The organism is Echinicola strongylocentroti (genome assembly GCF_003260975.1).
GTDB classification, from domain to species: Bacteria; Bacteroidota; Bacteroidia; order Cytophagales; family Cyclobacteriaceae; genus Echinicola; species Echinicola strongylocentroti.
The window spans coordinates 4,439,210-4,454,025 of the sequence record NZ_CP030041.1 but is presented as its reverse complement, the minus strand read 5'-3'; the positions used below and the strand labels follow the sequence as shown (position 1 = coordinate 4,454,025).

General features: G+C 42.7%; 13 protein-coding genes. 6 read left to right on the top strand and 7 right to left on the bottom strand.

Annotated elements, in window-relative coordinates; all coding sequences use genetic code 11:
• Positions 1 to 7: 7 nt before the first annotated feature.
• From DN752_RS17275 to DN752_RS17250, 6 genes are all read right to left on the bottom strand, one after another.
• Positions 8 to 2,449, bottom strand: a complete 2,442-nt coding sequence (locus tag DN752_RS17275) for a polysaccharide biosynthesis tyrosine autokinase (RefSeq protein WP_112785114.1) — start codon at positions 2,447 to 2,449, stop codon at positions 8 to 10.
• A 3-nt stretch (positions 2,450 to 2,452) separates the two neighbouring features.
• The gene (locus DN752_RS17270; protein WP_112785113.1) at positions 2,453 to 3,256 is read right to left on the bottom strand and encodes a polysaccharide biosynthesis/export family protein; all 804 of its coding nucleotides are present in this window, start codon (positions 3,254 to 3,256) and stop codon (positions 2,453 to 2,455) included.
• Between the two features lie 190 nt (positions 3,257 to 3,446).
• The gene (rfbB, locus tag DN752_RS17265) at positions 3,447 to 4,493 is read right to left on the bottom strand and encodes a dTDP-glucose 4,6-dehydratase (RefSeq protein WP_112785112.1); all 1,047 of its coding nucleotides are present in this window, start codon (positions 4,491 to 4,493) and stop codon (positions 3,447 to 3,449) included.
• A gap of 104 nt (positions 4,494 to 4,597) precedes the next feature.
• Positions 4,598 to 5,638 (bottom strand): NAD-dependent epimerase, encoded by a 1,041-nt coding sequence (locus DN752_RS17260; protein WP_112785111.1) that lies wholly within the window; start codon positions 5,636 to 5,638, stop codon positions 4,598 to 4,600.
• A gap of 216 nt (positions 5,639 to 5,854) precedes the next feature.
• Positions 5,855 to 6,799: a PorP/SprF family type IX secretion system membrane protein gene (locus tag DN752_RS17255; RefSeq protein ID WP_112786594.1), complete on the bottom strand. Its 945-nt coding sequence runs from the start codon at positions 6,797 to 6,799 to the stop codon at positions 5,855 to 5,857.
• A 33-nt stretch (positions 6,800 to 6,832) separates the two neighbouring features.
• On the bottom strand, positions 6,833 to 9,922 hold the full coding sequence (locus tag DN752_RS17250; RefSeq protein ID WP_112785110.1) for a T9SS type B sorting domain-containing protein: 3,090 nt from the start codon (positions 9,920 to 9,922) through the stop codon (positions 6,833 to 6,835).
• Positions 9,923 to 10,253: 331 nt separating this feature from the next.
• On the opposite strand from DN752_RS17250, the gene pfkA reads away from it, so the two are divergent.
• Positions 10,254 to 11,228: a 6-phosphofructokinase gene (pfkA, locus tag DN752_RS17245; RefSeq protein WP_112785109.1), complete on the top strand. Its 975-nt coding sequence runs from the start codon at positions 10,254 to 10,256 to the stop codon at positions 11,226 to 11,228.
• A gap of 3 nt (positions 11,229 to 11,231) precedes the next feature.
• Entirely contained in the window at positions 11,232 to 11,561 is a 330-nt protein-coding gene (locus DN752_RS17240) for a hypothetical protein (RefSeq protein ID WP_112785108.1), read from the top strand.
• On the opposite strand, the gene miaA is transcribed toward DN752_RS17240, so the two are convergent.
• Positions 11,546 to 12,430 (bottom strand): tRNA (adenosine(37)-N6)-dimethylallyltransferase MiaA, encoded by an 885-nt coding sequence (miaA, locus tag DN752_RS17235; RefSeq protein WP_245949284.1) that lies wholly within the window; start codon positions 12,428 to 12,430, stop codon positions 11,546 to 11,548. The two genes, DN752_RS17240 and miaA, sit on opposite strands and share 16 nt — an antisense overlap.
• A gap of 84 nt (positions 12,431 to 12,514) precedes the next feature.
• On the opposite strand from miaA, the gene DN752_RS17230 reads away from it, so the two are divergent.
• The 4 genes from DN752_RS17230 to DN752_RS17215 all read left to right on the top strand — a co-directional run bounded on the left by DN752_RS17230 (position 12,515) and on the right by DN752_RS17215 (position 14,815).
• Entirely contained in the window at positions 12,515 to 13,261 is a 747-nt protein-coding gene (locus DN752_RS17230) for a response regulator (RefSeq protein WP_112785106.1), read from the top strand.
• Between the two features lies 1 nt (position 13,262).
• The gene (locus DN752_RS17225) at positions 13,263 to 13,646 is read left to right on the top strand and encodes a response regulator (RefSeq protein WP_112785105.1); all 384 of its coding nucleotides are present in this window, start codon (positions 13,263 to 13,265) and stop codon (positions 13,644 to 13,646) included.
• Between the two features lie 20 nt (positions 13,647 to 13,666).
• Positions 13,667 to 13,945, top strand: coding sequence for a hypothetical protein (locus DN752_RS17220; protein WP_112785104.1), 279 nt, complete (start codon positions 13,667 to 13,669; stop codon positions 13,943 to 13,945).
• A gap of 108 nt (positions 13,946 to 14,053) precedes the next feature.
• On the top strand, positions 14,054 to 14,815 hold the full coding sequence (locus tag DN752_RS17215; protein WP_112785103.1) for an MBL fold metallo-hydrolase: 762 nt from the start codon (positions 14,054 to 14,056) through the stop codon (positions 14,813 to 14,815).
• Position 14,816: the final 1 nt, after the last annotated feature.

Here is a 14,816-nt window from a genome sequence, read left to right as displayed (position 1 = left end):
AACCGACTCAACCTCTGAATTTAGCCAAAAATCTCTCTATCCATCCCTTTTTAGGCTTTGCGGGCTCTTCCTCATAGTAGCCCGAATAGTGACTTTTTTTGATAAAGGAATAGTTATAGCCATACCCGTAGTTATAGCCGCCATAATCATTCCCTCCTGTTTTCACGGCATTAAATACTCCATAGAAATTACTAATTTGATCGTTTTCGAAGAGGTCATTGACCATCATCAGGTACTTTTTCTGAGTATAATCCTGTCGGACAATATACAGGTTGACATCAGAAAAACGCAAAAGATCCATCGTCTCTGACACCAATGCCATCGGTGGGGTATCCATAATCACCACATCAAATTTCTCCTCAAGAAATGCCATCAAATCTTCCATTTGAGGTTTAAGCAATAGTTCTGCTGGATTGGGCGGCACAGGGCCAGAAGGTACGAAATACAGGTTTTCATACTTGGTCTGATAGATGATTTCATCCTTGCTTGATTCACCTACCAAATAAGATGACAATCCGTTTTTATTGCTTATCCCGACATATTGCGCTATTCGTGGTTTTCTCAAGTCCATACCTAGGACACAGGTCTTCTTACCGCTCAGTGCCATGGCGGCAGCGAGATTCAAGCTAACAAAAGTCTTCCCCTCTCCTGACACACTTGAAGTCACCAAAACCCGCTTGCATTTTTTCTCACTGGCAATATAGAAAAGCGCCGATCGCAGTGACCTGAAGGACTCGGAGGCGATGGCCTTTGGGTATTCCCCGACCAGCATATTCGTTTCTTTTTCACTATAACCTACCGTGCCCAATAGCGGGATATTAATGGCGTTTTTCAATTGTATCTGATCTACAATCTTGTCATTCACAAAATCATACAATAAAACCAGCCCCAATGGAAGCAAAATGCCCAGTCCTAAGGCCATCCCATAGTTTCTGGCTTTTTGGGGATGGATCATCTGTCCTTTTTTGGCATAGTCCACCACCGAATTATCAGACACATTGGAGGCTTTGGCTATCCCCACCTCCGCTCTCTTTTCCAATAAATAATTGTAGAGGTTTTCGCGCAACTTAAACTCCCTGTAAATATTAGTATAGTTAGACTCCGCTTTTGGTAATTTAGAAAACTCCCGATCGTACTCTGCCAGTTTTTTTTCTGCCTCTTTCTTTTTCTTTTCCGTGTTGGCCACTAAATTTTTGATGTTCTCAAAAATATTTGCCCTTAACCTCGCAATTTGTTCATCAAGCTTGTTAACATCGGGATGATTTTCATTCACTACAGAAAGAATCCTTCTTCTCTCCATCGACAATGTCATGAGCTGCTGTGTCATGCTATTCAAGGTCCCGTCTGTGATCCCCATCATGGAAGGCGCCAATGTCTCATTGAGATCTGTAGATTTCTCTTCCAAGTATTCTTGGAGGGATTTGTAGTATTCCAGTTCAAACTCCAAATCCTGCATCCTTTCTTCCAAGGCCTGTATTTTGGTCAATACACCACCATATTCAGAGTCCACATCCAGCATCATATGATCCACCTTAAAATCAAGCATTTGCCTTTCAGCCTTCTTTAAGGAGTCCTCCACCACATACATTTGTTCTTCAATGAACTTCAGGGTGTTTTCGGATATTTCATTTTTCTTGGCGAGATCATGTTCGATATACGCATTCATCAGCGCATTCACATAATCCCTTCCCTTCTCTGGCACCTTAGTCTCCAAAGTAACTTGCAGCACTGAACCGTAATTATGTTGGGGCCTAACAGACACGGCATTAGCATAGTAATCGATCAGGGAGGAGGGGTTATGGATCACAAAAGCTAGTTTTTCTCCTACCTCCACATCCTTTACCTTCTCCACCACAAACTTCGCTTGGCCAGACTCAACCACTTCCCCAAAACGGTAGGTTTTACCCAATATAGCGGCGTCTCTAGGAGCTAATTCTTGGGAAGAAAAATAATTAAAGAAGCCTTTATCCACCCCATTTAGCATAAACTCATCCGTGCTGGTCACCGTTAAATTGATCAAACCGTTATCCCCTTGCGCATGGTCCCAGTCTACATGAACCCTAACTGGTGATTTTTCATACAATTCAATTTCCTTGATATTGGTCGATGCATAATAACTCACATCAAAATGCACTTTTTCAAGTGCTTCCGCAGCTAATTTCTTTGAGGTAAACACCAATATATCATTTTCCAATCCTCCAGGATTTTCGAAAATATTGGAACGATCAAGGATCCTTACCTCTGGGCTGGGGGTTGCTTGGACCAACATACTCCCCTTTACTTGGTATTTTTCTACCGTATACCGATGATACAGAAATACGCCCACCAGCGCTATCAAAACACAAAAAAGGTACAATGGCCAAAAACGAAGGTATTTGACCAGGTAATAGTTGATATCAACCGGCTTATCTTCTTCCTCAAACTTCGCTATGTCGTAAGGATCGTTCATGAGTTAATCTTTGGTTAAGGCCACAAAGAACAAAACAGCAGTAACTAACCCAATCGTCAACTGTAAGGTGGTAGCTATATTATTGGCATCACCTACTTGTCTAATGGACATCGGCTGGAGATAAAGGACGTCATTTGGTTGGATAAAATAATACGGAGACGCCAATAGAGCCCGATCATTCAGGTTTACCTGATGGATTTTAGTCCCCCCGTCGTATTGCCTAATCAAAAACAATTCGTTTTTCTTGGCCAATATATCGCTCTCACCAGCCATTGCCAAGGCATCGAAAATAGTTGCCCTGTTCTTATAGATTACTTTTGTACCAGAACTGTTAAATTCACCAATGGTAGTAAATCTAATTCCTCCAGTCCTTAAACGCACATAAACCTCTTCCTTAAAATACCGGTTGATCTCTTCCTCTACTTTCGCGCGGGCTTCTTCCTCTGTAAGGCCAGCTATTTTGATTCGTCCCAACTTGGGAATTCTCACCATGCCATCTTTATCCAAAGAATAACCAGTAAAATAAAACGGATCTCCTCCATTATTACCTCCCCCGCCACCTCGGGCATTTCGGGCTCCTTGGTATTCAAAAACCTTGGTAAGCTCCTCATCAGAAGACGCAAAATCAATGTCCACTATATCGAAGGGCTGCAATATATATTCATAATCTATTTCAGCGTAAGGGATAAACTCATCTAACTCGATCGGCTCGTCATCAGGAAGGTTCTGCAGATAATTCAGGCGTTTATTACTCACACACGAAATCATTAACAGTGCTATGAAAATAGCAAATGGAGATTTCTTCATTCAAAATTAGATTATACTGCGTTGGTTGAAACTACTATGCTAAACCAAATATACTCAAATATCTAGGCTATGAAAATTCAAAAATAACATATGAACATGATTCTCAAGTACCTACAAAAAAGTATAGTCAAACAACATTTATTTGACTATACTTTTATCCCGAATCTCCATCACAAAAAATTGGGAGCTATTATTCATAGTACTCATCGTAGTATTTTTGATACTCTCCAGAAGTCACATTTTTTAGCCATTCCTCATTGGCCAAATACCAGTCCACGGTCTTTTCTATCCCTTCCTCAAATTGTAATGATGGCTTCCAGCCCAATTCTTTCTCCAATTTGCCAGCATCTATGGCATACCGGAGGTCATGGCCAGCACGATCTTTCACAAAAGTAATCAACTTTGCAGACTCACCTTCTTCCCTACCTAACTTCCTGTCCACTATCTCGCAAAGCAGGGTTACTATATCAATGTTCTTCCACTCATTCCACCCTCCGATATTGTAGGTTTCTCCTGTTGTCCCATTGTGAAATATCACGTCAATTGCTGCTGCGTGATCTTCCACATAAAGCCAATCCCTGACATTCTCCCCTTTTCCGTAAACAGGCAGGGCTTTTCTATTCCTAATATTATTGATACAGAGCGGAATTAATTTTTCAGGAAATTGATTAGGACCATAATTATTAGAACAGTTACTAATGACAGTCTTCATGCCATAAGTATTGGCATAAGCCCGGACAAAATGATCAGAAGAAGCCTTGGAAGCAGAATAGGGCGACTGGGGATCATAAGCTGTCGTTTCCAAGAAAAAACCACCATCATCCAGAGATCCATACACTTCATCGGTGGAAACATGGTAAAATAAATGTCCATCCAATTTCTTCCATGAAGTCTTAGCAGCATTCAGCAAGTTCACCGTACCAATGACATTGGTCTTTACAAATGCCAATGGATCCGAAATAGATCGATCTACATGGGATTCTGCTGCCAAATGGACCACATCGGTAATTTGATGTTTTTTGAATACCTCCTCTAATCCTTTCTCGTCCAAAAGGTCTACTTTCTCAAAATGATAGTTGTCCTTTTCCTCTATTTCCTTAAGGTTTTCAAGATTGCCTGCATAGGTAAGACTGTCCAAATTGACAATCGTGTAGTCGGGGTATTTATTGACAAATAGCTTGACCAGATGGCTCCCGATAAAGCCTGCTCCGCCTGTAATTAAAATTGATTTTTTCATGTAAAGTAGGTATTTGCCTTTTTGCTAAAGGTCGGTTTCAAAAACGTTGGTTAGATGTACCAACAAATTTAAGATAACCAAAAACAATACCATAATAGACTTCCCTATACTTGATAATAATTACGGTACCAATCCACGAAATTGGCCACCCCATCTTCTACAAGTGTATCGGGCTTATACCCGGTAGCTTCTGAAAGCGCTGCGACGTCTGCATATGTGGCTGGCACATCTCCTGGCTGCATAGGAAGCATCTCCAAAACAGCCTCTTTACCTGTGGCCTTTTCTATGGCCCTGATAAAATCCATCAGGTTTACGGCTTTGGAATTGCCAATATTAAAAACACGATAAGGGGCATTGGAAACGTACTCTTCGGTGGCTGTTTCTCCTGACTGTGGTGGCACCAAGGCGGCCCTGTAGACTCCTTCCACAATATCGTCTACATAAGTAAAATCACGTTTCATTTTACCATAATTAAACACTTTCAGGGGTTTACCTTCCAAAATGGCCTTGGTAAAAATAAACAAAGCCATATCGGGTCTTCCCCATGGGCCATATACCGTAAAAAACCGTAATCCAGTAGTAGGCACCCCATACAAATGGCTATAGGTATGGGCCATTAGCTCATTGGATTTTTTGGATGCCGCATATAAACTGACTGGGTGGTCTACATTATCGGAAGTAGAAAAGGGCATTTTTTTATTGGCTCCATACACGGAACTGGAGGAGGCGTAGATCAGGTGTTTCACCGGATAATGCCTACATGCTTCCAAGACATTCAAAAAACCGACAATATTGGCATCCACATACGCACGGGGGTTTTCCAATGAATACCTCACTCCAGCTTGCGCGGCCAAATTGATCACTACATCAAACCGCTCCACGGAGCAGAGCTCCAAAAGCTCCTTACCGTCTTCCAATTTCATCTTCACAAACTCAAAACAGCTCGCGTCCGTAGACGCCACTTTTTTATGTAAGTCAATTGCCGCCACATCCACATGGAGGTCTTTTAACCTGGCCAGCTTCAAGTTAACATCATAATAATCGTTTAGGCTATCTATCCCCACCACTTGGTGACCTTCACGCAAAAGTTTCCCCGCTAAACTATGACCGATGAATCCAGCAACTCCAGTTACTAAAAATTTCATATTATATTCCTTTTATTTTACAGGCCCCAAATGGAACAATTTCACAATTACCCTCCTTTTTACTTGAAACAAATATATTAAAAAGTATTAAACATTAAAATAAATGCTTTTCATAACATAAGGGTTTTTAACATATTTGTCGACATTTCACGGCGAAGATAAAAAAAAATCGCACAGTAAAGGTGCGATTTTAATTGTTGTTTTTCTTTCAGGGCACTACCACATGGCCATTATCCCCTTCCCATAATGATCAAAGAGCCTTATGGATGCCATAAACTCATGGGTGCTGCCATACATCCTAGATTGGCGTTGGGTGGCCATTTCATAACTATATCCTACACTAACCCGGTTCATCAAAAAACCCGCCTGAAGACCTGTCGAGTAATCCACCCTATGCCCCACCCCAAGCCATACTTTATTCATAAACAAGGCTTTAAAATTAAACTCAGCATTATAAGGCAGGTCTTCCTGAAGTCGGTAGAGCACATTTCCTATCAGCCCCACATTATCACTCACCACTCCTCTATAGCCAGCCTGAACATTATGACTCAACGGTCTCTTCGTATAAAACTCATCACCTGACGAGATTTTCCCTGCTGCTAGATTCTGTACGGCATAGGCGACGTAATAATTATTATGTCTTAACGCAAGCCCAAAATTAAAATCCAAAAATTTCATTTCTGCAAAACCTCCCATGTATTTGGAAAGTGACGGGTCATCGGACTGCTCCGGGCTCAGGGACATTCCATCAAGTTCTGTATTCATGTATTTCACACCGATACCTAAACCAAGGAAATGCTTTTCTGACAGCCGGATCCGATTAGTGTAGTTAAGCAATAGCTCTGTTTCACTAAATGCCCCATGCTTATCATACATCACTGAAAGTCCTATCGCATTTCTCCCAATGGAAGGAACACTATCGCTGCCTCCAATCTGAGCAAATTCTCCCTCAACACTTCCATAAACTGTCTTGGGGCCTCCATCGATTCCACTCCACTGGTTACGGACAATACTTCTGGCACTACTCCCTTCCAAGCCTACCAAGGCTGGATTGTAATAACTTTGGAGCGCATTAAAATAACTAAAGTATTTTCTACTCTGGCCAAGCCCATCATTGATAAGAGCTGGCATTATAAGGAGGATTAGAATGATCTTTTTCATGTTTTCACGTTTCATAGTAGCCTTCATATCGAATTAGTTCCGAATCAGGGTAAGCACCCCTCTTCGCTTCGCCTGCTCTTCCCCTAATTCAATCACGTAATAATAGGACCCGACAGGAAGGTCGCCGCCTTCGTACCTCCCATCCCATCGTTCTTCAGGATCGTAGGTCACAAAGACCATCTTCCCACTTCTTTCAAAAATCATCAGCTTCACCTCACCATAAAACTTCAAGGACGGCACTCCCCAATCATCATTAATATCATCACCATTTGGGCTGAACACATTGCTAATGGTCAAGTCATCCAGCGCTGGCTTTGATCTGGTTATCAAGAAGGTTTTGGTTATGCTATTCCCGATCCTGTCAGTACTACTGATAGTGATGGTGAATTCATGCTGGTCTTCCGGCATCGCTTCAGGTGTCCAAAAAAGACGATCACCAAGAATATAGAAGAACTGCTCGTCATCATACTCTCCGATAAGCGCATAGCTATGCTGGTCATCATCCACATCCACAGTGGTCAGTATCCCCAGCGGCGCATTGGGATCATCCTCCACCGAAAACTCATCCTCACTTAATAATATGTCTTCGGGCAATGATTTTTCATTCACCACAATAGTCAACATAGGCTGCCTGTCACCATCATAGCTATATCCTGATTCGGTGAGGGACACTGTTCCAGCATTTTGATAAAGTCCCGGTGACATATTATCGTAGTGTTGGATATCCCAAGCCACCTCCACCATTACCGTCTCTCCTGACACCAAGACGGCTTCCACCTGCTCTGGCAACGGCAGCTCCTCCTCTTCTGTACCCCAACTGACCGTCAATAGGTCCGGGTCCACCAATGAGGCTATAATATTGCTTTTTAGGGTAATGGTAAACTCATGTTCCGTCACATTACCAGCATCATCTGTCGCTGTGATTTTCACGACATGAGGCGTCCCATATCCCGTCAATACAGCTCCTTCCGCAGGAGACTGATTGGTCATCGCTACAGTACAATTATCAGAAACCTCGAAGATCTCCAAATAATTCTCCATTACATACTCGCCAGATAAACCTACAAAAACGTCCACATTCTCGTCCCCTCCACTGATCTGGGGAGCAGCATCATCTGTCACCTTTACCAAAGCTTCCTCCGAAGCGGTAAAACCGTTCTCTCCCGTAATGGCAATGGATACATTATGGCTCCCGACATCGCCACAACTAAAACTGGACTTGCTCAATTCAAATGTGAACCTATCTAAGTCCAAGCACGTCCCGTTGAGACCTTTTACCACATCCGAATACACTAACTCCGCCAATCCATTTTCGTCCAGCGATACTTCGAGGTCTTCCACTACAAAAGACAGGGCTTCGTTGTGTACCACGGTCACCAATGCGTTGGTTTCGGTGACATTGCCCGCTAAGTCGGTTGCGGTGATCGTCACTGTATTTTCACCTAGGTCTTCACAGGTAAAGACATCCTTTTCCATAGCCAGTTCAATTGTCTCCATAGATGAATAATTATCACTGTAACTATCCACCAATTCCTCTATTGTAACCAATACCTCACCATTTTCACCAAGGCTTACCTCCGTGTTTGTGACACTTACCAAAGGCCCGTTCAGATCCAGGGTCAACAATAAGGTATTACTCGATTCGCTGGAATTACAGGAACCATCCACTGCTACAGCAGAAAGCTCATACTGTCCTTCCTCCCACTCCAGTCCCGTCGCATCGAAGGTCCATTTACCCTCCGAATCAGCCATTGCCTCCCCTACTTTATCATCATTGGCGAAGATTTCTACTGACAGGTCAGCCTCCGCAGTCCCGGCTATCATTAAGGCAGAAGTGTTGGTAATCCCATCTGAGGAAGACACCCCACTATCCGGCGTGATAGCAGTAACCTGAGGCGGTGCCGGTGCGGTACCATCTATTATAATATTATTGGCCTCAGCCACGGCAGCACTGTCCAAGGCGATATCTGTCAGTTCATTTCCAGCCTGATCAGCTATCACTCCTTCGCCGAGAGCCAAGCCAGATACACTGATACCATTTTCGTCCTTATCCCCAGATGCCACATCATACACGAACACCAACTCGTCGGCGGTGGACTCTGAAGGCACAAAACGCGCTGTTCGTGCTCCTGCATCCAGCGTGATATCCAACTTTATATCTTCGTTTGCCGTGACGGTTTCACTCATCGAAAGCACAAACTTCAGCATACTGTTTCCACAAACGGAATAGGCACCATCCTCTGGCAAAGTAACCGCAGCAACAAATGGACGGATTCCGTCTACTCCTATACCTGAAGTACTTGGAAAACCATCAACCTGCAGATCAGCTGGCTCATCCACACTGTCCACTATAGCTGCATCATTCAGACGGACTTCTTGGGTAAACTCGACTCCATCTTCATCCAGGTCTCCCTCCACTACGGTATAAACAAAAACCAATTCCTTGGAACCAGCGCCTGAGCTATAGCTGGCCATGACAGCCTGTTCTCCAATTTGTAGCGGGATCTGGGGAGTCCCCCCATTCACCCAAACGGGTCTGTTAAAGACAACGGTAACAGCCACCGCATCGTCAATTCCATATAACCCGTCTGCCACAGGCTGAATTTCAGTAATGACAGCGGGCACATTTTTCACCCTGATGATTCTCGTTTGCTCGGCACTGGTGTTTCCCTCAGTATCATAAATCGAGTATTTCACGATTCGATCAGCGATATCGGGAATAGGAGAAAAATTATTGTAGGTCAATTCCCTAAAAATGCGTTGGTAAAGGGAAAAATCTGCCTCACCGGTAATGGTCAATTCACCATTGGTAAAATTATAATTTACCGTGAGGCCATTATCATTGGCCAGGTCTACCACATCAGGGGCAATGTTGATGAATTCATTCCCTCCATCGGGGAGATTAGTTAACTTCACCACCGCTTTGGCGGCTTTTGGCGAATCCTCATCGGTCACGGTCACCTCTTTATCAATGGTGACAGCACCTTTTCCCGGTTCAAATTCCGTGTAGCCAGGCGTGGTGTTGATTACAGGAGATGCACCGGGTGTCATTCCACCCGAAAATGGGCGTACTGCACCACAGAGCATTATCCCCATAATGCATAGGAGTAGTGTTCTTTTCATAAGATTTGGCGTCTGGTATCAATTACCTAAACAAAGAATTTTTACAAAATTCACATAATTACGTTTAAAAAACACAAAACTATATTTAAATGAATTTGCAAAAATTAAAATAATATTCTACTATATTGGTTATTGACAAATATAATAAAGCAATCCGTTCATCAAAAAAAATCACCAGTAAATCGCAATTAACACCAGACTGCAGAAAAGAATGGGATCATGGATTGCCCTACCCACCAAGCCAAACAGGGACAAAAGATTTACCTATTTAATTACTATTCCATTCATTAATGCTTAATTTTGGCTCACTATAAAACCTATAATTAGACCGATGAAGAAAATTGCTGTATTAACCTCTGGAGGAGATGCGCCCGGCATGAACGCCTGTATAAGGGCGGTGGTGCGAACCGGGATTTTCCACGGTATGGAAATGTACGGAATCATGTACGGCTATGATGGCATGATCAATGGCGAGATCCAACGAATGGAGTCCCACGCCGTAAGTAACATCGTCCAACGCGGAGGAACCATTCTCAAATCTGCTCGCAGCGAAATGTTTCGCACCAAGGAGGGCAGAAAAAAAGCTTACGAACAATTGCAAAAACATGGAATCGAAGGCTTGGTGGCCATAGGTGGTGACGGTACCTTTACAGGTGCCAAAGTATTCTATGAAGAATACGGGATCCCAACCATTGGGTGCCCAGGCACTATCGATAACGACATCTTTGGGACAGATTTCACCATTGGCTTTGACACGGCGATCAATACAGCCTTAGAAGCAATAGACAAAATACGCGACACCGCAGCAGCGCACGACCGCATATTTTTCATTGAGGTAATGGGACGGGACAGCGGATATATTGCGGTAGAATGCGGCCTAGGTGGCGGTGCTGAAATGGTCATGGTCCCCGAAACCAAAACCACTCTTAACGAAGTGGTAGAAAAGCTGAAAGGTTCTCGAAAAACCAAAACATCTAGTGTAATCGTAGTGGCCGAGGGTGATGAAGAAGGCAGCGCTGCCGAAATCATGGAAAAAGTCAAACACACCATCAACGATGACTCCAAAGACTTCAAGGTCACTACCCTTGGACATATCCAGCGTGGAGGAAGCCCAACAGGAAAAGACAGGATGCTAGCCAGTAGATGTGGCATGGCAGCTGTAGAAGGCCTAATGAACGGCCAAGCCAATTGCATGGCCGGGATTATCCATGACGAAGTAGTCTACACGAGTTTTGAAGATTGTATCACTAAAAGCAAGCCGTTGAACCGTGATACATTAAAACTGATAGAAATACTTAGCATTTAACACATGGGATTTATTCCGATATTACTAACACTGACTAGCTTTATATTGCTCTTTGGAATGGTGGTCAACCATAGCATCGCCCAAAAAAAAGAACAATATAAGGCAGCGGTGTCAAATCTACGCCAGCAACTGGCCGCTTGCTCCAAAACAGAAGTCAATCTGGACAATATACAGGCGGCAATCGAATCACAATTCGAGTCAGGTCATCCAGAAAGGAAAAAAATAAAAACCCAACTTGGGCAAGCAAAACTCCTTAAACACCAATACAACGAGCTGATAAAAACAACACCTTACAGCATCGTAGCGAAGATCACTGGTCAAGGCCGCATTTGATCCTCGACGTATTTCGTAATTTCATCAAACTGCCCCGGTGAAAACCACTGAATTTGGCCGTCTCTCTTAAACCAGGTCATTTGCCTTTTGGCATATCTTCTGGAATTTCTTTTTAATAGCCTTACCGCTTCTTCTTTATCATATTTCCCTTCCAAGTACCCAAAAACCTCCGTATAGCCTACGGTTTGCAGCGCATTCAAATGACGGTAAGGAAACAATGCCTCCGCTTCAGCAAAAAGCCCTGCCGCTATCATTTGGTCCATGCGTAAATTGATCCGTGCATAGAGCTCCTCCCTATCGCGTTCCAGCCCCACTTTGATCACTTCAAACGGGCGCTTTGCTTTCTTCCTTTTACGAAAACTACTGAAAGGCTTCCCTGTACCTAAAGTGACTTCGCAGCCTCTAATCAACCGCTGTGGGTTATAAATGTCCACGGTGGCATAATAGTCGGGATCCAATGCTGCTAGTGTTGCCTGCAAGGCCTCTATTCCCTGCTCCTCAAATAACGTATTAAGTGACTGCCTGATCGAGGGATCAATATCCGGAATCGCATCAAACCCATCACAAACGGCATCAATATACAGGCCTGAACCTCCAGTCATGATGACCACGTGGTGCTCTTCATACAATTTTTCCAAAAGCTGCAAAGCGTCCTTTTCAAATTTCCTCACATCATAATCTTCTCTTATGGACAGATTGTCTACAAAATAATGCGGTACATCTTTCATATCCACAGCAGACGGCTTGGCCGTCCCGATATTGGTCTCAATGTAAAACTGCCTACTATCAGAAGAAATGATAGCTGTTTTGAATTTTTTAGCTAGCTTTATGCATAGATCGGTTTTTCCCACTGCCGTAGGACCAGCCACTATTAGAAGATATTTATTTTTTTTCAACAACAATAGACCAAACAAATTTAGGGAACCAATGGCCCAAAATTAGAGGATTAGGTCATGGAAAACAAAAGGATATTAATAGTAGACGACAACAATCTGAACAGAAAGGTTTTTGAAAACATCATCTGTCATAACTTTCCATTTTCATCTGCTGAAAATGGGCAAGAGGCTATTGATAAAATCAAAAGTGAAATTTTCGACCTTATCTTGATGGATATCCAAATGCCCATCATGGACGGGATCACTGCCTTAAAGATCATAAAATCCGAAGGATTGACCAATGCACCGGTGATTGCTATTTCTGCTTATTCTGACCAAACAGACAGGGATTATTTTTTATCTGCAGGTTTCGACGATTTTATTGACAAGCCCGTAAAGCCTAAGGACCTATTGGAAAGCATCAGCAACCACCTACATAGAAACCACTTGGGATCCGGGCACAGTCAGCAGAATGAAGACCAATGTATCCTGGACCAAAAAGTATACAGTCAGCTAAAAAAATACAACTCTGACGAAGACATCAAAACAGTCTACCAAGACTTTTATGAAGAAGCCAAAACACTGCTGGACGAAATAGGATTATTAATAGATCAGAAGATATATGCAGATATTGACGAAAAACTTCATATATTAAAAGGCAACTCGGGGACTTTAGGCGCAAGAATACTATTTAAGCATGCCAGTATTTTTGAACAAAAAATAAAAACCTCAAATTACAATGATATTGTCGAAGATTATTTAACATTGCAAGATCAACTGCAGGTATTCAAATCGCATTTGCAAGAATTAAACAACTTATCTTAAAATGAGCGAGAGTAAAAAAGTTTTAGTAGCTGAGGATAGTTCGGTAATTATCAACCTGACTAAAAATGTATTGCTGTTTGAAAACTACGAAATTACAGCTGTCAAAAATGGTAAAGAAGTATTGGACAAACTAGCAGATGAGGATTATGACCTAATCCTGATGGACATCAATATGCCCAAAATGGACGGTATCGAATGCACCAAAGCCATTAGAGCGCTCAAGGATCCAAAAAAAGCAACCATCCCCGTGATCGCCATTACCGGCAACTATAAAAACTACACGATGGAGGACTTTAAGCAAGCAGGTCTAAATGATTACCTCCAAAAACCATTGGACTATGACCTCTTACTGTCCACAGTAAAGAAGCATCTAAGCGCAGAATAATCCGTTACCCTATATTCCAAATGGCAATTAAGTACACAAAAACTAATTTGGATAAGATAGAAAGTCTTTTTGCAGAATCGGACTACATGCTGCGCTATGAAAAAGGAAACTTTAAATCAGGCTACTGTATCCTCAAAGACACCAAAGTGGTAATCATCAACAAATACTACACCTTGGAAGGGAAAGTCAATACCCTGATCGACATCCTCAAAGAACTCAATTTCAACCCAAAGGAGTTCAAAAACAAAAAAAACCAAGACTTCTATATCGAGCTTCAGCAAACGGAATTAAAGCTCTAGTTTTTATGTTTTGCATTCATTGGCCCTGACACCATTTATCAAATTCAGAAAACACAACTCTACGTCATCTTGGATGGGCAAAACAAACATTGAACAATCAGAAGACAAATGAAAGTTACTTTTCTAGGCACAGGAACATCACAGGGAATCCCCGTTATCGGCTGCAAATGCGAGACTTGCTCTTCAGTGGATTTCCGAGACAAAAGACTGAGAAGCTCCATTCACCTAAAAGTAGACAATAATAGTTTTGTGATCGACACCGGCCCGGATTTCAGGGCCCAAATGCTCCGTGAAGGCATTTGTGAATTGGATGCCATCATCTATACGCACGAGCACAAGGACCACACCGCTGGAATGGACGATATCAGGCCGTTTAATTTTATGCAGATGAAGGATATGCCGCTCTATGGCACCACTGCAGTACTCGACCAGCTCCAACGGGAATTCTCCTATGTCTTCGCCCCAAAAAAATATCCAGGAGTCCCTCAAGTGGTCACCAATGAAATCAGCAACGAACCATTTGAAGTGCTCGGAACGACATTTACGCCTATTTTGGTAATGCATTATAAGCTTCCTGTCTTCGGCTACAGAATAAAAGATTTTACCTACATCACCGATGCAAAATACATTGATAAAAAAGAGCTGGAAAAGGTAAAAGGCACTAAAACTTTAGTGCTAAATGCTCTTCAAATAAAAGAACACCTTTCGCATCTTACCCTCTCGGAAGCACTGGAGCTCATTGACATCATTAAGCCTGAAAAAGCCTACCTTACCCACATCAGCCATAAACTTGGTTCGCACCAAAAAGTGGAAGAGCAGCTACCAGAGAATGTATTCTTGGCCTACGATGGCCTTACGATCAGCCTATAAC